This is a genomic window from Kitasatospora cathayae (genome assembly GCF_027627435.1).
GTDB classification, from domain to species: domain Bacteria; phylum Actinomycetota; class Actinomycetes; order Streptomycetales; family Streptomycetaceae; genus Kitasatospora; species Kitasatospora cathayae.
Map to the genome: position 1 here is coordinate 6,469,194 of NZ_CP115450.1, position 16,846 is coordinate 6,486,039.

The following is a 16,846-nucleotide window of genomic DNA, read 5'->3' on the forward strand; positions in this document are numbered from 1 at the left end:
GAGAACACTGAAGTTGGCAGGTGAATTCACCTCGCTTGCCGGGCCCCGCGCCCGGTCGGTGGTCGACCGCATCCTCACTCTCGTCGTAGAGGACGACAACGGTTGCTGGCAGTTCACAGGGCGCCGAAGTCTCGGGTACCCGCAGATATCCGACGAACTTGGCCGCACCGTTCGCGCCCACCGGGCCATGTACGAACGGCGTGTCGGCCCGATTCCTGACGGCTACGAAGTCGACCATCTCTGCTTCAACCGCAGCTGCGTCAACCCCGCCCACCTTGAGGCAGTCACGCCTGAGGAGAACAAGCGCCGCGCGGTCGATCACTACCGAGGCCCGCAGAGAACCACGTGCGTGAACGGGCATGACCTGACGCCGGAGAACTGCTACGTGCCGCCCAGCCATCCCACCGGCAAGGTCTGTCGACTCTGCGAACTGGAGCGAAACCGCCGCCGTCGAGCCGCAGCCAGAGCGCGGCGATCCCCGTCCAGCTGACCCACCCCCGGCCTGCCACCCACCCGGCGGCAGGCCCCAACCGAGGAGCACACCATGACCGACCAGCCCGCCGACCTACTCGCCGCCGCAGCCCAGCGGCTGCGACAGGCAGCCACCGCCGACCAGCCAGTCACCCTCAGCCCCACCGCGGCCGAGTACCTCGCCCTCTGGCTGGAGACCACCGCCAGCAACATCGACCTCGTCGACTACTGCACCGTCCACGGCGACGACCACCCGTGCCGGTGCATCGCCGAGCCCTGGGGCCTGGCCCGCGCGGTGCTCGGCCAGGACGGCGGCCAGCAGTGACCGACCGCATCATCCGCCCCGGCCAGATCTGGGCCGACAACGACAAGCGCGGCTACGGCCGCAAGATCCGCGTCGAGGCGGTCGACGCCACCCACGCCACCGTCGTCCCGGTCGCTGTCACCCCGCAGGGCGCCGTCACCCTGCTGCCCGGACGGCAGACCCGGATCCGCCTTGACCGCCTCCGACCCACCAGCACTGGCTACCGGCTCGTCCGCGACGCCGAGCCCACCGCGTGACCGTCTCCCCCTGGCTCGCCGGGGCCGGCGCCCTCCTCGGCGCCGGCCTCGGGACCGTCCTCCTCGCCCTCCACCCCTGGAGACGCACATGAACGCCCTGATCGTCCTCGCCGTCTGCGCCGTCCTCATCGGCCTCTGGTGGTTCCGCCAGATCTGCGCGGACTACGTGGCGGCCGGCCGAGCCGCCGCCGAACTCCGCCGCCGCGACACCGAACAGGCCCACTTCGACGACCAGTTCGCCCAGATCATCGCCCAACTGGAGCGCCGGCCATGACCACCGATTACCCGTACGGCTGCGGCTACTGCGGGCTCCCCTGGGACGGTCACGGATCCCGCTACCACAACCGCGTTGGCCTGCACTCGTGGCAAGCCCCCGCTCCCGACCGGTCACTTCCAGTCCCGCGCAACACCATCGACCACGGCAACCAAAGCGAGCCCCGCCCCAACCGCGCCACCCGCCGAGCCCTCGCCCGCGCCAAACAACGAGGACAAACCCCGCATTCAGCCGCCCTCAGTCTGAGCTTCGAGGTCCTCCACCGCCGCCCGCCACTCCTCCGCACTGGAGACTCCTAGCGCCTGACGAGCCTGCCGCAGCCGCTGCCTGATCCAGTCCGGCGTGACGCCGTACAGCGCAGCGACCTCGGCCACCGACCACCCCTCCTGATAGACGAGCTCCGCCGTGGTACGGACCCTGAGCTGCAGGGCGTCCAGGCGACCCGCAATACGGCTGCGCTGTTCGGGATCGGTGTTCATAGCCCAGCAACTACCCAGCCGTTCGACGCCGCTCACCACAGCCCGCTGACATTCGCCCCACCAACCCGAGAGGGCAACCCCAATGACCCCACCGACCGCCGATCAGCTCGACCACCTCATCGGCCACACCGACCACCGCGCCCTCACCCCCGACGAAGCCGCCGCCCTCCGCGACGGCGTACAGCGGCTCCGCGCCCAGCTCGCCGGCGCCGGGGCTGCCGTCCGCCGGGCGCCCTCCGGCGCGTACGTCACCCAGCTCCGGCGGCAGGCCGCCCGCGCCGACCGCTACCGAGCCGCGTGGCAGAACGCCCGCCGCCGGGCCCAGCAGCAGCACAGCATCGTCGAGCGGTACCGCGCCGAACACCTCGCCACACTGACCACCCGCGCCGAGCAGGCCGAGGCCCGCATCATCGCCCTCATCCCCTGCATCGAACGCGTCCTCGCCGCCACCGGACGCATGGTCGAGCACTGGGCCGACGCCGGCAGCACCGGCAACACCGAGTGGCAGAACGACATGTGGACCGAACTCCACCGATCCGCCGACGCCCTGGCCGCCACTTTTGCTGGCGAGCCCGTACCGGTGAACGTTCCCGACGGCGCCTGCGGTGCCTACGCGGCCCGCCACGGCGCCGCCTGCGCGCGACCGAAGGACCACCCGGAGGCCTACCACCGCGACGCCTCCGACCGCGTCTACTGGCTCGCCGAGGCCCAGCCGTGACCTGCCCCGACGACGAGTGGGACGGCTGGGACGACGAGGCCCTGTTCGACGACCTCGACCCCGACGACTGGGACCCCCTCCCGCCGCCCCGCCCCATCCGCGACGTGATCCGCGACCTCGACGACTACCAGCCCACCCGCTGAACCGCCCGCCCCGAACAGCGCACCAGGAGACCGGACATGCTTCCCGCCCAGCTCGTTGACCGCCTCCGCACCCAGCTCCGGCAGCTGCCCGAGCTGATAGCCCTGGCTCACCTCGCCCTCCAGCCCGGCTCCGGCCGGCGCGGGGCCCGTGTCTCCGGCGCCACCCGCACCGCCCCGCTGCCCTGCCGGGTCGACGTGCTCTCCCTCGTCGGCCCCACCGCCACCGACACCGTCCACGACCAGCACGGCGACCAGGACCAGACGCCCGGCCTCGACCTCCTCGCCAGCTGGGCCCGGACCGTCATCGCCGACCGGCAGCGCGCCAACGACTGGACCGCCTGGGTCCGGCCTGCCGGCCACCACTGGGAGCGGACCGTCTCCGTCGCCGTGAAGACCCTGCTGCTGCACCTCGACTTCGCCGCCAGCCGCCCGTACGCCCGCGACCTCGCCGACGAGATCGGCCGACTCCACGGCCACCTCAACCGGGCCGCGGGCATGCCGATAGCCACGGACGTCCAGCGTCGGCAGGCGTGCCCCCGCTGCCAGCTGCTGACCGTCACCGTCCGTCCGGACGGGATGCGCGAGTGCTCCGCCCTCGACTGCCAGGCCGTCCTCAGCGGTCAGGAGTACGCCGACCGAGCCGAACGCACCCTCGCCGAGTTGACCGCGGCCTGACTGCCAACGATCGCCGGGCCAACCAGCGGATGCGCCAGGATGCGCGGCGGATGCGCCGCAGGTCAACGGCATGACAACGGCCCCACCCGGAAGGTCGGGTGGGGCCGCGATGCGTGGGGTCGCATCAGGCTGACGGCGGTTCGACGGCCGGCTTCTTCGGCCTGGTGGTGCCCGATCCGGTGTAGCCGCGGAACACGTCCTGAACGGTGCTCAGCTTGATGCCCAGACGGTCAGCGATAGCCCGGTAGGAGTGGCCCTCGCCGTGCAGGCGCTCGATCAGCTCCTTGCGTTCCTGAGCCCATGCCCTGTTGCGCTTCACCTGGTCGGCCATGATCTGACTCTTGGTCCGGACCCGTTCTTCCAGATCGGGGATTCTCTCGACCGCTTCGAGGGCGTCGGTCACCTGCCGTACCTCCTCTTCGCCCATTTCGGCCCCTTCTCGTAGCGGCCGCTTGCCTTAACTGTAGGGGACCCCTACAGTGGAGGCAATGCGGCACTCACAGTGCTTGCAGCAACACAAAGGCCCCGGCCGGCGCGCGAACGCCATGTGGCCGGGGCCAGTCCCACCCTCAAGCCGCTAAGCCGAGGAGAGCAGGACCATGCAGCAGCGTACTCGCACCGCCCGTCAGATCATCAAGGCCCGTCGGCGCGCCAATGAGAAGCACGCGATCTCCGCCTTCGTCAGCAAGGCCACCGCTGACACCGCCGCAGTAAAGGGCGTCACTGCCGCGCTCCGCAAGACCGCCCGCGCCCTGCGACTGGCCGGACAGCTCGGCAAGGTCCAGACCCGCACACAGAAGGTCGCCACCGGCGTCGTCGGCAAGACCTACCGCTACACCGCCGCGCAGATCGCCCGTATCGCCGCCGCCTACCGGCCCCGCAAGGCCGAGTACAAGGCCGTCGCCGCCCGCCTCGCCCTCGCCGCCTAGGAGCCTGCGATGACCGACGACGAACTCCGCGCCGCATTCGAGAACGTCACCACGGACGACGAAGCACGCACGGTAGTCGAGCGGATCCTGGCCGACCAGCGACAGGAGCAGGAGGAGCGCAGCGCCGCCTCCCTGGCCAGCGAGGTCCACATCCGCAAGCGCATCGCCCGGAAGCGCGGCAACACCTTCTACCGGGTGAAGTACAGCTCCAGCGAGAACGGCTCGCAGCCGCTGTGCGGTGCCCCAGCCGGCAACGACCGGACTTGGGCGGAGACCCGGTTCGCGAAGCACCTCGCGGACGTCACTTGCGAGACCTGCAAGCAACTGCGCGCAGACCTTCAGGCCTGATCGCACAGCACCCCATAGCTGGCTCGGCGGCCGTGACCACCCCGGCCGCCGGGCCCACCAACCACCCGCCCCGCTTCCCCGGAGCACACCACCATGACCCGCCTCGCACAGGCCACCCGCTACGTCGAGCACACCGTCAACGGCCGCACCCGGCTCGTCCCCCAGGACTACACCGCCCCCAAGCCGCCCCGCGACTGGGACCAGATCATCCTCCGCGGCGTCACCGCCGCCGCCCTCGGAGTCGGCGCCGGCTGTATCGCCTGGTCCACCAGCAGCATCGGCGGTCTTCTCAGCAAGGCGGCCCCCGACCCCATCGCCTACGGTGGGGCAGCCGTCTTCGACACCCTGTGGATCGCCTGCCTCGGCCTCGAATGGCTCGCCCGCTACGAGCCCGCCAAGGCCGCCGCCGCCCGCCGTGCGGGCCTGCTCTGCCTGACCATCGCCGTCGCCGCGCTCCTCGTCGAGGGCTACACCGGCAAACACATGGCCGCCGGCGTTGTTGGCGCCTTCATCTCCATCGGCGTCAAGCGCCTGTGGACCCTCGTCCTCGCCCGGCATGCCCGCCGCCTCGACCCGCTCACCCAAGCCTGGGTCGAGCAGGAGATGGACGAAGTCGGCGGACAGCTCGCCCTCGCCGGCATCAACCGCCGTCTCGCCCGCGACCGCGCCCAGATCGTCGCCCACTACGCCACCATCAACAGCCACCCGGCCGACGACGGGCCCGACCCGGACAAGCCCCGCGGACAGCACGCGGACAACATCGACCCGGTTGTCCGGGGCGCCATCCTCGCCGCCATCGCGACCATGCCCGGCGCGACACCCGCCGAGATCGTTGAGCAGCTCGTCCACGCCCGGATCGCGACCGATGAGGACACTGTCCGGACCGTGTCCGGACAGACGGACAGCAGGTCAGCGGCCCTGTACGACCTCGACGAGCGACGTTCGACGGACAACATCTCGGACACTGTCCGCCACCTTGTCCGCAAGGGCGTAACTGACGAGGACATGCTCTTCGCGCTCGTCCGCTACGTCCACGCTGACGCCAAGGCGGACACCGTCAAGCGAATCGCCCGCCGCGTCGGTTGAAGAGACGTCGAGCGCCCGCCGCACCGCCGCGGGCGCTCCCCTCCCCGCCAGCCCACGCCAGCGCCCTCACACCAACCCTCCTGACCTGGAGACAGCCATGGGCCTCAGGTCCCTGCTCACCGGCGGCAACAAGACCGCCACCAACACGACCGGCCGCACCCCCCGCGAACGCGCCCGCCGCGAACGGGACATCCGCGAAGCCGACGCCAACACCGACAAGTGGCTCAAGGCCGGCGGCCTCGCCCCCAAGAAGCGGAGCTGACCATGACCCCGCCGCCCCCGCCCCCGACCCAGCCGCCCACCGTCGGCGTGCCCAACACCGAACCCGAGTGGTGGCGCAAGAACGGCCCCTGGAGCCCGAGCACCAGCAAGCCCAAGCCGAAGCCGGTCAACCTCAAGAAGGCCAACGCGACCAGCACCACCGACAAGGCCGTCGAGGACAACAACCAGGAGGAACCCGACACCGAGACCTCGGGGGAGGGCGACGCTCAGCGGATCTGGATCTCCGAGTTCGCCGACGCCCTCGCCGAGCGCCTGGGCACCCGAATCGGCACGATCCTCACCGAAACCCCCGACGAACGTGCTGAACGCGAACGCGCCGAGCACGAAGCCAAGTACGAGGCCAAGGGCGAAACCGAGCAGCAACGCCGACGCCGACACCGCCGCGAAGCCATCGCCCGCCGCCAGAAGGCCTCGGTCCTCTGGCGCCAGGACAGTGACGAGCGCACCAAGCGGTTCCGCCGCTGGTGCATCCTCACCGCCGCGAGTGCGGCCGCCGGCTACCTCCTCCACCTGCCCCAGGCCCTCACCCACCTGCCGCTGTCCGTCGGCGTCGGCGCCGTCGCCGTCAGCTGGCTGTTCGACCACAAGATGCGCGGCGGCGGCCACGTCCGAGTCACCCAGGTCCGCGGCCCCGCCGTCCTCTACCTCTGCCTCGTCCGCGTCCCCCTCGCCTCCGCCCTCTTCGCGGTCCTCGGCCTCACCCCCCTCTTCGCCCTCACCACCCACTAGGAGCCCACCATGCTCGGCACGTTCGGAGCCGGCGGCGTCCTCATCGTCGTCGTGCTCGCCCTCATCGCCCACAAGCGCGGCGGCGGCAAGTTCCAGCCCGTCAAGGGACACCACGTCTTCTACTGGGGTGCGGTCATCGGGATCGTCGCGGCCGGCGCGGGCCAGTCCCTCCAGAAGATCAGCCTGGTCGGCACCCAGTTCTCCGACACGCTCACCAAGCAGTCCGAGACGTTCGGCACCATCGGGCCCGCCGCCGTCGCCGCGTTCCTGGTCGGCGTCGCCTTCTGGTTCAAGCCCTCGTTCGTCAAGGACTTGATCTGCGGGATCGCCGCCCCCGGCGTCCTCAGCGCCGCGTCTGGCATCTGGGCGATCTTCGCCAGCATCGGCACCTCCCTCGTCCACACCGTGGTGAGCTGATGCGCTACCTCGAAGGGGTCTCGCTGGCCGCCCTCGCCCGGGGCAACCGGCGCATGCTGGCCCCGCTCAAAGCCCGGCATGCCGACGCCAAGGCCGAGCACGCCGAGACGCTGGCCGCGTGGAAGGAACGCCGCGCCAAGGCGCTGGAGATCAAGGATCCCGAACAGCGGGCCGCCGCGGTCGAAGCCCTCAAGGGGGAGCGGCCCACCAGCCCCCTCCTGGTCGCCACCGGGTGCACGGTCGTCGCGGCCGTGGTCGTGTGGCCGATGCTCCATGGACACCACGCGGCCATCCTCGCCGGAGGGTTGACCCTCTGGGTCCTGGCCGCGCTCGTCCTGGGCAACACCAACCAGCACGCCGAGCCGGCCAAGGCGACCACCCCGAAGCAGGACGGGCACCCGGAAGCGACCGAAGCGACCGACGGCCCCGAAGCGGTCGACGAGCAGACCGAGTTCCTCACTCTGCTGCACCGTCTGATGCCCGGCACCGAGCCCGGCAAGAACGACCGGATCCACCTCGTCCAGATCGCCCACGAGTGGGCCGACGACGGCGCCGACACCGCCCCAATCCGGGCCCTCCTCGCGGACCTCGGCATCCCCATCACCGACTGCCGAGTGCCCGGCCGCGGCCCCTCCAAGGGCATCTACCTCCGCGACGTGCCCCCACTTCCCGGCCACTCTCGTGAGCCCCGTCCGGGTGTTGTTGCCGGGCCTGACCAGCAACAACAACAGCAACAACGCTCGGCCGCGGCCGTCCAGAAGGGGTTCTGGACCAAGGCAGACCCCGACCAGTCGAACCACTCGATCATCGAATGGGAGAACGCATCATGACCGTCATCGCCCGCTACCTGACCGTCGCCGGGTCCGGCATCTCGGACCGCGAGCTGACCGTCGACATCATCGACGAGGCTCTCAAGCGGGGCCGGCTCACCGTCGTCTGTCGGGGTTGCGCCTGGGGCGACTCGCACCAAACCGGCAGCTACTACGACGACACCGACGAGCAGACCGCCCAGCGGATCGCCGAGACGCTCCCGGCCGCCCGCAAGTCCGCCCAGGAGCACGCCGAGAAGTGCCGCGCGCTGCCCATCGACGACAACCGATAAGGGAGAAGACATGACCAAGAACGAAGCGATCGCCAAGGCGGCCCGCGAGGTCCTCGCCCACGGCGGACCCGCCTGCCTCACCGACCCGCACATCGCCCTCCGCGCGATGGGCGACGCCCTCGACCTCGGCGCCACCCACGACGACATCAAGGCCGAGATGCGCCGCCAGCGCGAGGAGGCCTGATCATGACCGACATCCACGCCCTCGGCCCCAACACCACCCTGACCCGGGCCGAGTACGACGAGCTTGTCTGCTGCGGTCAGCCCGCGCGCGTCGCCCACGCCACCGACACCCTGCCCGTGGCCGGGGCCGTCTGCGGTACCTGCCTGTGTGCCGTTACCTCGGTGCGCTACGGGGCGGTCAGCGTCCGCCCCTGCATCACCCACGCCAGCTGACTTGAGAGGACACCAGTGATGACCATCGACCAGCAGCTCGCCGCCGCCGAGGCCCGACTCACCGAGCTGCAGCACGCGTTCGTCGACGCCGCCTTCGACTCGGCCGAGCGTCACCGACTCGCCGAGCAGATCCGCCAGAAGCGGGACGAAATCACCGATCTGTACGACCGCCTGCCGGTCTGACCGCGCCCCGGGGCGGCCGTCACAGCCGCCAAGCACAGCCGGCCGCCCCGGGCCTCCACCACCCAACAGAGCAGAGGAGACCGCCATCATGGCCTACAGCAACGGCGACGGACAGCAGCCCACGCAGCCCACCCCCGAGCCGCGCGTCGTCGAACGCGGCCCCGGCCGCAGCTACTGGTTCACCCCCGAACCCGCACCCCAACCGCCGGCCGAACCCAGCCGCTGACCAGCCCGCCCGCCCCGGCGCTACCCGGGGCGGGCGTCGCCGTGTGAGGGGCGCATAGCCACCCTGGCCGGTCAGAGCCGCCGGAGCGCGGCCTCACACAGGCGACACCGCTGGTCGGCCATGTCCGGCGGATACCAGGGCTCGCCCGGACGCACCGGCCGGTAGTGCGCGTGCTCCATCGGGCCCGTGTCCAGTCCACACAGAGTCTGAGGCAGCGGATCCTCCGGCACGTCCGGGTCAGCCGGGGCAGCGTGCACCTGAAGCACACCCGGACCAACCCCCTCGGCGCCGAGGGCCTGGTCCGGCTCCATCTCGAACAGCACGACGATCGCGGCCACACCCCGACACTGCGGCACGGCCCGCACCAGTGCACCTCGGCGGCACCCAACCGGACCGCTTGCGGAGTGATCGCTTCCCGTCGTAACCTCGGCTGCAGCAGGTAGCCCCTGCCCAAATCGCTCCCGAAGGCCCCGCAGGCACCACGCCGCGGGGCCTTCGTGCTGCCCGGGGAGGTGCGATGGCTCGCTACCCCAACCCGCCGCTGGACAGCATCCGCTCGGACGACATCGCCGACCGGGCCGGCACCGCCGCCGCGTTCGGAGTCGACGAGGTCACCATCAAACGGTGGGTCCACCTCGGTCTGGTCGAGGCCCTGCCGATCCCCGGCGGCCCGCACCTCTACCACCTGCCGACCGTGGCCAAGGCTGAGCGCCACTGCTGGCTCAACGGCGCCGACCGGCCAGCCCGCGGCGGACGCCGACCCGGCTGGCGCGTTGGACAAACCGCCGCCTGATCGTCTCCCCAACACATGGAGAGGTCCGCCTGCTGGCATAGGCAGCGGCCTGCTAAGCCGTAGGTCTTCGGGCCTCGCGGGTTCGAATCCCGCCCTCTCCGCTCAACCCAGGGTCGCCACTGGAAGGTCCGGCATTGGCGTGCCAAGCGCTCTCGAAAAGCGTGGCGGGTAACACCGCTGGGGGTTCGACTCCCTCACCTTCCGCTCAGCTCCGACATCAACCAGGAGACGCCCATGTCGCTCGCCGACGCCGCACATGCCCTCGCCGCCAAGCTCGCAGCCGAAGAGCACCACCTCGCCGACGAGGCCCACGCCCTCTGGGAGCGCCTGCGCGGCGACGAGCACGACCTCACCACCGAGGTCAGCGCCGACGCCGGCCCGCTCGTCACCGAGGTCAAGGCCGACGCCGCGTCCATCGGCGGCGACATCGCCGAGGAGACCAAGGCCATGGCCGCCGAGGCCGCCACCGACGTGAAGGCCGCGGCCGCCGACATCTCGAAGGCCTGACCGAGGGGAGGTAACCGATGGCCTCCCGCCGACCGCCCGCCAACAGGCGCGACGCCCACCAAGTCCCCGTGGTCGAACGCCGACGGGCCGCCGTCAAGCTCCGCATCGAGGGCAAGAGTTGGCAGGAGATCGCCGACCTCCTCGGCTACGACTCCAAGGGCGGCGCCTGCAAGGACGTCTCCCGCGCCTTGCAGAAGGCCGTCACCGACCTCGCCCTGCCGCTGGAGGAGTACCGGCAGCTCGAACTCGACCGGCTCGACGCCATGCAAGAGGCCCTCTGGCCCAAGGTGCTGGACGGCGAAACCCGGGCCATGGACACCGCCCTACGGCTCATGGACCGCCGCGCCAAGCTCCTCGGGTTGGATGCTCCGACCCGCACCGAGGGGGTGCTGAGCCTCGATGTCATCGACGCCAGCATCGCCCAGCTCACCGCCCAGGTCGACGCTGCTCGAACACAAACTGGCCCGGCTGACTGAGCTACGGCGGTTGATCGAGGAGCGGGACCGGCTCAACGCCGAACACCTGCGCATCCTCGACGTGTTCGCCCTGCTCGGCTACGAACCCACGGCCCGGCAGCAGGCGTTCCACGACGCCACCGAGTTCGACGTCCTCTACGGCGGCGCGGCCGGCGGCGGCAAGACCCGCGCGCTCCTGATGGACGACCTGCGGGACTGCATGCGACACCCGGGCATCCGGATCGGAGCGTTCCGGCGGACGTATGGGGAGCTCAAGGAGTCTCTGCTCGCCGAGCTGGCACAGGTCGGTTTCGCCTCGGCTCTCGGCGCCAGCTGGAACGGCACCGAGTACGAACTCCGCTTCCCGAACCGAAGCTTGATCATGTTCCGGTACGCGGAGTCCATCAAGGACGCCTCCCGCCGACAGGGCGGCCAGTACCAGAAGCTCACCTTCGACGAACGCACGCTCACCCCGCCCGACGTCGTCGCCTTCCTGGAGAGCCGGCTCCGCTCCGGCCGCGCAGACCTGCCCGTCCTCGGCATCCGGTCGGGCACCAACCCGGGCGGCGCCGGCCACGGCACAGTCAAGGCGAAGTTCATCGACCCGACGGCCTACGGCACCAAGGTCATCACCGACCAGCGAGGCCGCACCGTACGGTTCATCCCGTCCAAGCTCGCCGACAACCCGCACGTCAACGCCGAATACGCCGACGACCTGCGCAACCTCCCCGAACAGCTCCGCAAGGCGTTCCTGGACGGGGACTGGGACAGCTTCATGGGCCAGGCCTTCGCCGAGTGGTCCCACGACCGGCACACCATCGACCCCATCAGCATCCCCGCCGAGTGGCGGCGCGTCATGGGCATCGACTGGGGCTATGCCGCCCCGTGGGCGGCCCTGTGGCTCGCCATCGACGAGGACGGCCGGGCCTGGGTGTACCGGGAGCTGTACGCCCGGCAGGTCGGCGAACAGCAGCAAGCCGAACGGATCCTCGCTGCCGAGGCAGGCGAAACCGTCGGTCCCCGCTGGGCAGACGACGCCATGTGGGCCACCCGCGGCGACGCCAAGCCCATCGCCCGGGTCTACGCCGACCACGGCGTCCACCTCACCGAGGCCGGCAAGGGCGGCCGGGTCGCGGGCTGGCAGCGACTGCGGTCCTACCTCGCGGACGGACCGGCCTGCCCCCACCACCGTGCCCAGGGCTGGGAGAGCTGCCCGCGGCTGCACGTGTTCCGGACCTGCGCGAACCTGATCCGAGAGATCCCCGCCCTGCCGTTCGCCACCAGCGGCGACCCCGAGGACGTCGACTCGACCGCCTCCGACCACGCCGCCGACGCCCTCCGGTACGCCCTCATCAACCTCGGCAGCGGCCCCAAGTTCCCGCTGCTGGACGACGAAGCGCCACCAGCCATCGAGCAGGATTTGAAGGCCCCGTTCGCCGGCCGGTACGCGGTCGCCCGCATCCCCGACGACGATCCCGACCACGATGACGATGTGCCCGAGCGTGGGGCGGTGAGGAGGTCTCCGTGGGCTTCTGGTCCCGACTGACCGGCCGCACCGAGCCAATTGGGGAGGCCACCGCCCCCGCGACGGCGCTCAGCGGGCCCACGCCACAGCAGGTCGCCCGCCGCGGCTACGAGTACGGCATCCCCCGCGGCGGCACCACCGAGAACAACCAGGGCGGCGGCGACCTCGGCGGCGACCGCCGTGAACTCCTCCAGCAGCTCTACCAGGTGTACAACACCTGCACCTGGGCCTCGGCTTGCGTGGACGCCATCGCCCGCACCGTCACCGCCGGCGGCCTCTACATCGACTGGGCCAGCGACGACCAAGAGGGCGACAAGAAGGCGCCGACCAGGCCGCCGAACGTCCAGCGGCTGCAGCAGCTCATCGACTACTGCAACCCCTACGAGGACATGCAGCAACTGCTGCGCGGCGCCGTCACGGACCTCGAGGTCGCCGCCGACGCCTACATCGAGATGGTGTGGTTCCTCGGCGAGCCGATCGCCCTGTACTCCCTCGACGCCGCGTCCATGCGGATCATCTCCGACCCGCACGGCCAGGTCACCCAGTACGTTCAGATCACCGACGATGGCCAGAAGGCGTATTTCGAGCCGCACGAGATCATCCACATCACCATGGACACCCCCCGGTCCGGGCTCCACGGCACCTCGCCGACCGAGAAGGCGTTGCTTCCGATCACGACGTGGCTGTACGCGTCCGGGCTGCTCAAGGAGACGATGCGCAAGGGCGACCCGCCCACGCTGCACGTCGACTTCCCCGAGTCGATGTCCGAGAACGCGATCAAGCGGTGGCTGAGCCAGTTCCGGGTCCGGAACCTCGGGCCCAAGAACAAGGGCGAGCCGGTCACCACGATCGGCGGCGGCAAGGTCACCGAACTGCAGCCCTCCCGCGTCCCCGACCTGCACGCCACCAAGAACCAAGCGAGGGACGAGATCCTCTCCGAGTACGGCGTCCCCCCGGCGCAGGTCGGAGTGATCGAGTCCGGCAACCTCGGCGGCGGCACGGGCGAGTCTCAGCGGCAGACGTTCAAGACCAACACGTGCGGCCCGGTCGCGGCGCTGATCCTGGAGAAGCTGAACTTCCACCTGACCAAGCAGGGCTTCGGCATCGACGGGTGGACGCTCAAGTTCCGCGACGTCGACATGCGCGACAGCCTCACCATCGAGCAGATCCGCGACCTGCGGATCCGCAACGGCCTGTGGACCCTCGACCGGGCCCGCGCCGAAATCGGCGAGCCGCCCGTCGAAGGCGGATCCGACCCGGTCCTGATCGACCGCCAGAACCTGGTGCTCTGGTCGGACATCGCGATCATGTCGAAGGCCATCGTGGCCAAGGCCGCAGCCCCCGGGCTGCAGGCCGGCGCGCTGATCGACGGCATCGACATGAAACCCGAACCCGAGCCGCAGCCGGTGCCGCCGGAACTCGCCGCGCACGCCACGGCGATGGCCGGCGGCCAGCCCCCGGCACCCGGGCAGCCGCCCGCACCGCCCGGCAGCCCGAACGAGGCCCTGTACGACTGGCGGCACTACGAGGACACGACCGACGAGGAGGAGCCCGATGACTTCGCCTCCCGACTCCGCCGAGCCCTCGCAGCCGCCTGACCCGCCAGGCCCCACCAGCAGTCAGCCCGAGCCACCCCGCACCGGACCCCATCAGGCACCGAACGGGGCGCTCACAGCGGCCGGAGCGTGGCCGCTGATCCGCAAGCAGGTGTTCTGATGGCCGACCGGGCGCCCACCCTGGTGCTCGGCGAGCTGACCGGCACGTGGGCGGCGGTCTACCGGCTTCGCGACCGGTTGGAAGCCGACGCGGCCGACCAGGTTGTGGGCGCGTGGCGGGCGGTCGCCGCAGGGCTCGACCTGGCGGACGTCATCGCTGTTCTGCGCGACCAGGTCGGCCCCGCCGAGGCGGTCGAGCAGGACCGGCGACGGCACCTGCGGCAGGTCACCGCCGCCGCCGTCCTCGCCCGGCTCACCGGGCTGACCCGCCGACCCGGGTGGGCCGGCCTGATCACGGCGATCACCAGCGTCCTGCGGCGGGCCCGCGCCACCGGCCGCCAGGCTGCCGACGCCGTCCTCGACGACACCGGCGACACCGACCTCCCCGACGGCGAAGACGACGACGGCGACCAGGACGAAGACCTGGCCACTGCCTACACCATCACCGCCGCCGCCCTCCGCGGCACCGCCCAGACCATCGCCAGCAACCTCCTCTCCGCGGCAGAGCAGGGGGACGACGAGCAGGCGATGCAGGACCAGGCCGACGCCGACCTCAACACCGGCTCGGCCTGGTCCCTCACCGCCGTCACAGCGGCAGCCGCCGCGTTCACGGCCGGCCTTTCCGACACCTACCTCACCCGGGGCGTCCGGCACGTCGACTACGTGACCGCCGGGGACGGCCGGGTGTGTCGCCCGTGCTCCAACGCTGAGGACCACAGCCCCTACACCGCAGGCTCTGCCCCGCAGCCGCCGCTGCACCCGCGCTGCCGCTGCACTCTCCAGCCCGCCCGCACCTGACCGGAGGTTCCCCATGGCCCACGGCCCGCTCGTCAACGCCGGCCCCAGGGACCCGCTCACGGTCTACACCGCGACCGGCCAGACCATCACGGCCTCCGGCGACTCCGGCCCGCTCGACTTCACCGCGATCAGCTCTGGACTGGCCTCCGTGTTCGTCACGGGCGCCTCCGGTACCAGCCCCTCGCTGACCTGCTACATCGACGTACAGGACGCGAACGGCCACTGGTACCAGATCGCCACCGTCGGCGTGGCCTTGACGTCTGGCCCCAACTTCACGTTCGGCAACTTCGGGCCCGCGTCCGGCACCGGCTACGTGCTGACCGGCGTCGGCCGCTTCCGCTGGGCTGTCTCCGGCACCACGCCGAGCTTCACCGGCGTCGACTTCTCCGTGATCGGGAGGTGACGGTGGCAGCCATCGCCACGATCCGGGGCACGGCGATCGCACCCGGGGTCTCCCGCAACGGCCGCCTGTACACGGCGGAGATGCTCGCCCGGTCGGCCGAGCGCGCCCAGGCCGCCATCGACCGCGGCGAGCCGCACACCATGCTCACCCACCACGGCGCCGAAGACGACTCCACACGCATCGTCGGCCGGGTCACCAAGCTGGAGCGCCAGGACGACGGCCGGGTCACCTTCGAGGCAGAGATCGCCGACACCGCGCACGGTCGTGACATCGCCGCCTTGGTGACCGGTGATCAGCCATTTCTGGACGGCGTCAGCATCCGCGGCGCCTGGCGCGGCCGAGTCCGCCGAATCCAGCACGAGGGACAGACCGTCGAAACCGCTGACGACCTTGACCTGTTCGGCTTGGACTTCACGAAGACCCCTGGCGTGGCGCTGGCCCGGATCGAGCGCAGTACGGCCCCCACGGAGTCCGCCGAGCCGAGCCGGCTGGTGTACGAGTCGGTGTCCGAGGCCACCGCCGCGAAGGTGAAGGCCCCGTACGGGGCGGTGAAGTACGCCGACCCCGGCTACCGGGCCAGCGTGAAGCGGTACCCGATCGACACCGTCAAGCACGCCCGCGCCGCCTGGTCCTACATCAACAAGCCGTCCAACGCTGACGACTACACGCCCCAGCAGCTCAAGCGGATCCGCTCGCGCATCAAGGCGGCCCTGAAGAAGTTCGGAGTGACCGTGTCCGAGACGACCAGCTTCGGTGACGTCACCGAGTTCTACGGGGACGAGCCAACCGGGATGGGTGGCGGGTTCTGCATCGACGCCCAGAACGGCCCGATCAGCGTGACCATCCGCTGCTGCGGCATCGACCCGGCTGAGCTGCGGGTCATCGCCGCGGCCGCCATGGACGCCGCCGTGGACGCCCTGCAGTGCCTGGACCCGGACATGGACGCGGACATCGACGTGCCCGGCGCCCCGCACGCCGACAGCGACGGCGACATGGAGAGCCGCCCGGGCGACGACCAGATGGAGACCGTGGTACACGCGCTGACTGCCAAGGAGGCCGCAGCCGTGCAGGCAGCCGGCTTCCCGAGCGGCACGTTCATCACCCGGGCGCGTGTCGCCGAAGCCCTCGCCCTCGCCGAGACCGCCCCGGCCATCCCGGCCGGGGTACCCATCCCCACTCAGGAGGTGCCCGCCGTGAGCGAGCCCACCCCGGCCGTCGAGACGGCCAGCACCCCGCCGACCATCACCCTGACCGCCGAGCAGTTCCAGCAGCTCCTCGACCGCACGGCGCCAACCCCCGCCACCGAGACGGCGCCGCCGGCCCCGGCCGTCGAACCGGTCGAGGAGACCGACGAGCAGCGCATCGCCCGCATCGTTGCCGAGCGCCTCGCCGCCGAGCGCGAGCAGCTCGTCGAGTCCCTGCGTGCCGAGGTCCGCCAGAACGGCCCCGCCCGCAAGGGCATGCGCACCGAGACGCCCGGCGGTGCGGCCGTCGGCGAGCCGAGCCCGGACGAGATCCGCCGCAACACCAACGAGGCGCTCCTCAGCTGGGTCTCCAACGGCCGCTACACGCTGAACGACTGACCCACATCCAGCATTCTGACCGCCACCCGTAGCAGGGTGGTGCCGGCC

At 71.1% G+C, this 16,846-nt stretch carries 30 protein-coding genes and 2 tRNA genes; 29 read left to right on the forward strand and 3 right to left on the reverse strand.

Annotation, left to right across the window (positions count from 1 at the left end; all coding sequences use genetic code 11):
* Window positions 1-13 precede the first annotated feature (13 nt).
* The 4 genes from O1G21_RS29125 to O1G21_RS29140 all read left to right on the forward strand — a co-directional run bounded on the left by O1G21_RS29125 (window position 14) and on the right by O1G21_RS29140 (window position 1,306).
* Window positions 14-490, forward strand: a complete 477-nt coding sequence (locus tag O1G21_RS29125; protein WP_270147843.1) for an HNH endonuclease signature motif containing protein — start codon at window positions 14-16, stop codon at window positions 488-490.
* A gap of 54 nt (window positions 491-544) precedes the next feature.
* Window positions 545-796, forward strand: a complete 252-nt coding sequence (locus O1G21_RS29130) for a hypothetical protein (RefSeq protein WP_270147844.1) — start codon at window positions 545-547, stop codon at window positions 794-796.
* Entirely contained in the window at window positions 793-1,032 is a 240-nt protein-coding gene (locus tag O1G21_RS29135; RefSeq protein ID WP_270147845.1) for a hypothetical protein, read from the forward strand. The genes O1G21_RS29130 and O1G21_RS29135 overlap by 4 nt, the downstream gene beginning before the upstream one ends.
* 88 nt (window positions 1,033-1,120) lie before the next feature.
* Window positions 1,121-1,306: a hypothetical protein gene (locus tag O1G21_RS29140; RefSeq protein WP_270147846.1), complete on the forward strand. Its 186-nt coding sequence runs from the start codon at window positions 1,121-1,123 to the stop codon at window positions 1,304-1,306.
* A 227-nt stretch (window positions 1,307-1,533) separates the two neighbouring features.
* Here the strand turns inward: O1G21_RS29140 and O1G21_RS29145 are convergent, their stop codons facing one another.
* On the reverse strand, window positions 1,534-1,785 hold the full coding sequence (locus tag O1G21_RS29145; RefSeq protein ID WP_270147847.1) for a sigma factor-like helix-turn-helix DNA-binding protein: 252 nt from the start codon (window positions 1,783-1,785) through the stop codon (window positions 1,534-1,536).
* Between the two features lie 82 nt (window positions 1,786-1,867).
* Here O1G21_RS29145 and O1G21_RS29150 point away from each other — a divergent pair, with 82 nt between their 5' ends.
* From O1G21_RS29150 to O1G21_RS29160, 3 genes are read left to right on the forward strand one after another with little or no spacing between them, the layout of a single operon-like run.
* Window positions 1,868-2,503 (forward strand): hypothetical protein, encoded by a 636-nt coding sequence (locus tag O1G21_RS29150; RefSeq protein ID WP_270147848.1) that lies wholly within the window; start codon window positions 1,868-1,870, stop codon window positions 2,501-2,503.
* On the forward strand, window positions 2,500-2,646 hold the full coding sequence (locus tag O1G21_RS29155; protein WP_270147849.1) for a hypothetical protein: 147 nt from the start codon (window positions 2,500-2,502) through the stop codon (window positions 2,644-2,646). The genes O1G21_RS29150 and O1G21_RS29155 overlap by 4 nt, the downstream gene beginning before the upstream one ends.
* 36 nt (window positions 2,647-2,682) lie before the next feature.
* Window positions 2,683-3,321 carry a hypothetical protein gene (locus O1G21_RS29160; RefSeq protein WP_270147850.1) on the forward strand — a complete coding sequence of 213 codons (639 nt, stop codon included), beginning with the start codon at window positions 2,683-2,685 and terminating at the stop codon, window positions 3,319-3,321.
* Between the two features lie 124 nt (window positions 3,322-3,445).
* Here O1G21_RS29160 and O1G21_RS29165 read toward each other — a convergent pair whose 3' ends face one another.
* Window positions 3,446-3,724, reverse strand: a complete 279-nt coding sequence (locus O1G21_RS29165) for a helix-turn-helix domain-containing protein (RefSeq protein WP_270147851.1) — start codon at window positions 3,722-3,724, stop codon at window positions 3,446-3,448.
* Window positions 3,725-3,920: 196 nt separating this feature from the next.
* Between O1G21_RS29165 and O1G21_RS29170 the strand changes: the two genes are divergently transcribed.
* The 12 genes from O1G21_RS29170 (at window position 3,921) to O1G21_RS29225 (ending at window position 9,019) form a co-directional block, all read left to right on the forward strand.
* Window positions 3,921-4,250 (forward strand): hypothetical protein, encoded by a 330-nt coding sequence (locus O1G21_RS29170; RefSeq protein ID WP_270147852.1) that lies wholly within the window; start codon window positions 3,921-3,923, stop codon window positions 4,248-4,250.
* Window positions 4,251-4,259: 9 nt separating this feature from the next.
* Window positions 4,260-4,598 (forward strand): hypothetical protein, encoded by a 339-nt coding sequence (locus O1G21_RS29175; protein ID WP_270147854.1) that lies wholly within the window; start codon window positions 4,260-4,262, stop codon window positions 4,596-4,598.
* 93 nt (window positions 4,599-4,691) lie between these two features.
* Window positions 4,692-5,684, forward strand: a complete 993-nt coding sequence (locus O1G21_RS29180) for a hypothetical protein (RefSeq protein ID WP_270147855.1) — start codon at window positions 4,692-4,694, stop codon at window positions 5,682-5,684.
* A 97-nt stretch (window positions 5,685-5,781) separates the two neighbouring features.
* Window positions 5,782-5,946, forward strand: coding sequence for a hypothetical protein (locus O1G21_RS29185; protein WP_270147857.1), 165 nt, complete (start codon window positions 5,782-5,784; stop codon window positions 5,944-5,946).
* A 2-nt stretch (window positions 5,947-5,948) separates the two neighbouring features.
* On the forward strand, window positions 5,949-6,695 hold the full coding sequence (locus O1G21_RS29190; protein ID WP_270147858.1) for a hypothetical protein: 747 nt from the start codon (window positions 5,949-5,951) through the stop codon (window positions 6,693-6,695).
* A 9-nt stretch (window positions 6,696-6,704) separates the two neighbouring features.
* Entirely contained in the window at window positions 6,705-7,112 is a 408-nt protein-coding gene (locus O1G21_RS29195) for a hypothetical protein (protein ID WP_270147859.1), read from the forward strand.
* The gene (locus O1G21_RS29200; RefSeq protein WP_270147861.1) at window positions 7,112-7,942 is read left to right on the forward strand and encodes a hypothetical protein; all 831 of its coding nucleotides are present in this window, start codon (window positions 7,112-7,114) and stop codon (window positions 7,940-7,942) included. Before O1G21_RS29195 ends, O1G21_RS29200 begins: the two co-directional genes overlap by 1 nt.
* Complete coding sequence (locus tag O1G21_RS29205; protein WP_270147862.1) at window positions 7,939-8,214, forward strand: hypothetical protein; 276 nt, start codon at window positions 7,939-7,941, stop codon at window positions 8,212-8,214. The genes O1G21_RS29200 and O1G21_RS29205 overlap by 4 nt, the downstream gene beginning before the upstream one ends.
* Before the next feature lie 10 nt (window positions 8,215-8,224).
* A complete protein-coding gene (locus O1G21_RS29210) occupies window positions 8,225-8,398 on the forward strand; it encodes a hypothetical protein (RefSeq protein ID WP_270147865.1) in 174 nt (57 codons plus the stop codon).
* A 2-nt stretch (window positions 8,399-8,400) separates the two neighbouring features.
* Window positions 8,401-8,610: a hypothetical protein gene (locus tag O1G21_RS29215; RefSeq protein WP_270147867.1), complete on the forward strand. Its 210-nt coding sequence runs from the start codon at window positions 8,401-8,403 to the stop codon at window positions 8,608-8,610.
* 18 nt (window positions 8,611-8,628) lie between these two features.
* On the forward strand, window positions 8,629-8,793 hold the full coding sequence (locus O1G21_RS29220; RefSeq protein ID WP_270147869.1) for a hypothetical protein: 165 nt from the start codon (window positions 8,629-8,631) through the stop codon (window positions 8,791-8,793).
* Window positions 8,794-8,881: 88 nt separating this feature from the next.
* Window positions 8,882-9,019 (forward strand): hypothetical protein, encoded by a 138-nt coding sequence (locus O1G21_RS29225; RefSeq protein WP_270147871.1) that lies wholly within the window; start codon window positions 8,882-8,884, stop codon window positions 9,017-9,019.
* Between the two features lie 71 nt (window positions 9,020-9,090).
* Here O1G21_RS29225 and O1G21_RS29230 read toward each other — a convergent pair whose 3' ends face one another.
* The gene (locus O1G21_RS29230; RefSeq protein ID WP_270147873.1) at window positions 9,091-9,357 is read right to left on the reverse strand and encodes a hypothetical protein; all 267 of its coding nucleotides are present in this window, start codon (window positions 9,355-9,357) and stop codon (window positions 9,091-9,093) included.
* 179 nt (window positions 9,358-9,536) lie between these two features.
* Between O1G21_RS29230 and O1G21_RS29235 the strand changes: the two genes are divergently transcribed.
* The 10 genes from O1G21_RS29235 (at window position 9,537) to O1G21_RS29280 (ending at window position 16,798) form a co-directional block, all read left to right on the forward strand.
* Window positions 9,537-9,812 (forward strand): hypothetical protein, encoded by a 276-nt coding sequence (locus tag O1G21_RS29235; protein WP_270147875.1) that lies wholly within the window; start codon window positions 9,537-9,539, stop codon window positions 9,810-9,812.
* A 17-nt stretch (window positions 9,813-9,829) separates the two neighbouring features.
* Window positions 9,830-9,913 (forward strand) — tRNA-Ser (locus O1G21_RS29240).
* A 20-nt stretch (window positions 9,914-9,933) separates the two neighbouring features.
* Window positions 9,934-10,016, forward strand: a tRNA-Ser gene (locus O1G21_RS29245).
* Between the two features lie 30 nt (window positions 10,017-10,046).
* The gene (locus O1G21_RS29250; protein WP_270147876.1) at window positions 10,047-10,319 is read left to right on the forward strand and encodes a hypothetical protein; all 273 of its coding nucleotides are present in this window, start codon (window positions 10,047-10,049) and stop codon (window positions 10,317-10,319) included.
* Between the two features lie 17 nt (window positions 10,320-10,336).
* Complete coding sequence (locus tag O1G21_RS29255) at window positions 10,337-10,795, forward strand: hypothetical protein (RefSeq protein WP_270147877.1); 459 nt, start codon at window positions 10,337-10,339, stop codon at window positions 10,793-10,795.
* A gap of 10 nt (window positions 10,796-10,805) precedes the next feature.
* Entirely contained in the window at window positions 10,806-12,320 is a 1,515-nt protein-coding gene (locus O1G21_RS29260) for a hypothetical protein (RefSeq protein WP_270147878.1), read from the forward strand.
* Window positions 12,299-13,897, forward strand: a complete 1,599-nt coding sequence (locus tag O1G21_RS29265) for a phage portal protein (RefSeq protein ID WP_270147880.1) — start codon at window positions 12,299-12,301, stop codon at window positions 13,895-13,897. The genes O1G21_RS29260 and O1G21_RS29265 overlap by 22 nt, the downstream gene beginning before the upstream one ends.
* Window positions 13,898-14,014: 117 nt before the next feature.
* Window positions 14,015-14,812: a hypothetical protein gene (locus tag O1G21_RS29270; RefSeq protein ID WP_270147882.1), complete on the forward strand. Its 798-nt coding sequence runs from the start codon at window positions 14,015-14,017 to the stop codon at window positions 14,810-14,812.
* 13 nt (window positions 14,813-14,825) lie between these two features.
* Window positions 14,826-15,215 carry a hypothetical protein gene (locus tag O1G21_RS29275; protein ID WP_270147884.1) on the forward strand — a complete coding sequence of 130 codons (390 nt, stop codon included), beginning with the start codon at window positions 14,826-14,828 and terminating at the stop codon, window positions 15,213-15,215.
* A gap of 2 nt (window positions 15,216-15,217) precedes the next feature.
* Window positions 15,218-16,798 carry a DUF6582 domain-containing protein gene (locus O1G21_RS29280; protein ID WP_270147885.1) on the forward strand — a complete coding sequence of 527 codons (1,581 nt, stop codon included), beginning with the start codon at window positions 15,218-15,220 and terminating at the stop codon, window positions 16,796-16,798.
* Window positions 16,799-16,846: the final 48 nt, after the last annotated feature.

What these genes read in the sequence shown, in the direction of transcription:
- O1G21_RS29275 (WP_270147884.1), top strand. Translation starts at nt 14,826, where the DNA reads ATGGCCCACGGCCCGCTCGTCAACGCCGGCCCCAGGGACCCGCTCACG.
- O1G21_RS29185 (WP_270147857.1), top strand. Translation starts at nt 5,782, where the DNA reads ATGGGCCTCAGGTCCCTGCTCACCGGCGGCAACAAGACCGCCACCAAC.
- O1G21_RS29205 (WP_270147862.1), top strand. Translation starts at nt 7,939, where the DNA reads ATGACCGTCATCGCCCGCTACCTGACCGTCGCCGGGTCCGGCATCTCG.
- O1G21_RS29250 (WP_270147876.1), top strand. Translation starts at nt 10,047, where the DNA reads ATGTCGCTCGCCGACGCCGCACATGCCCTCGCCGCCAAGCTCGCAGCC.
- O1G21_RS29235 (WP_270147875.1), top strand. Translation starts at nt 9,537, where the DNA reads ATGGCTCGCTACCCCAACCCGCCGCTGGACAGCATCCGCTCGGACGAC.
- O1G21_RS29190 (WP_270147858.1), top strand. Translation starts at nt 5,949, where the DNA reads ATGACCCCGCCGCCCCCGCCCCCGACCCAGCCGCCCACCGTCGGCGTG.
- O1G21_RS29180 (WP_270147855.1), top strand. Translation starts at nt 4,692, where the DNA reads ATGACCCGCCTCGCACAGGCCACCCGCTACGTCGAGCACACCGTCAAC.
- O1G21_RS29270 (WP_270147882.1), top strand. Translation starts at nt 14,015, where the DNA reads ATGGCCGACCGGGCGCCCACCCTGGTGCTCGGCGAGCTGACCGGCACG.
- O1G21_RS29140 (WP_270147846.1), top strand. Translation starts at nt 1,121, where the DNA reads ATGAACGCCCTGATCGTCCTCGCCGTCTGCGCCGTCCTCATCGGCCTC.
- O1G21_RS29220 (WP_270147869.1), top strand. Translation starts at nt 8,629, where the DNA reads ATGACCATCGACCAGCAGCTCGCCGCCGCCGAGGCCCGACTCACCGAG.
- O1G21_RS29130 (WP_270147844.1), top strand. Translation starts at nt 545, where the DNA reads ATGACCGACCAGCCCGCCGACCTACTCGCCGCCGCAGCCCAGCGGCTG.
- O1G21_RS29215 (WP_270147867.1), top strand. Translation starts at nt 8,401, where the DNA reads ATGACCGACATCCACGCCCTCGGCCCCAACACCACCCTGACCCGGGCC.
- O1G21_RS29150 (WP_270147848.1), top strand. Translation starts at nt 1,868, where the DNA reads ATGACCCCACCGACCGCCGATCAGCTCGACCACCTCATCGGCCACACC.
- O1G21_RS29210 (WP_270147865.1), top strand. Translation starts at nt 8,225, where the DNA reads ATGACCAAGAACGAAGCGATCGCCAAGGCGGCCCGCGAGGTCCTCGCC.
- O1G21_RS29160 (WP_270147850.1), top strand. Translation starts at nt 2,683, where the DNA reads ATGCTTCCCGCCCAGCTCGTTGACCGCCTCCGCACCCAGCTCCGGCAG.
- O1G21_RS29170 (WP_270147852.1), top strand. Translation starts at nt 3,921, where the DNA reads ATGCAGCAGCGTACTCGCACCGCCCGTCAGATCATCAAGGCCCGTCGG.
- O1G21_RS29145 (WP_270147847.1), bottom strand. Translation starts at nt 1,785, where the DNA reads ATGAACACCGATCCCGAACAGCGCAGCCGTATTGCGGGTCGCCTGGAC.
- O1G21_RS29195 (WP_270147859.1), top strand. Translation starts at nt 6,705, where the DNA reads ATGCTCGGCACGTTCGGAGCCGGCGGCGTCCTCATCGTCGTCGTGCTC.
- O1G21_RS29255 (WP_270147877.1), top strand. Translation starts at nt 10,337, where the DNA reads ATGGCCTCCCGCCGACCGCCCGCCAACAGGCGCGACGCCCACCAAGTC.
- O1G21_RS29200 (WP_270147861.1), top strand. Translation starts at nt 7,112, where the DNA reads ATGCGCTACCTCGAAGGGGTCTCGCTGGCCGCCCTCGCCCGGGGCAAC.
- O1G21_RS29175 (WP_270147854.1), top strand. Translation starts at nt 4,260, where the DNA reads ATGACCGACGACGAACTCCGCGCCGCATTCGAGAACGTCACCACGGAC.
- O1G21_RS29225 (WP_270147871.1), top strand. Translation starts at nt 8,882, where the DNA reads ATGGCCTACAGCAACGGCGACGGACAGCAGCCCACGCAGCCCACCCCC.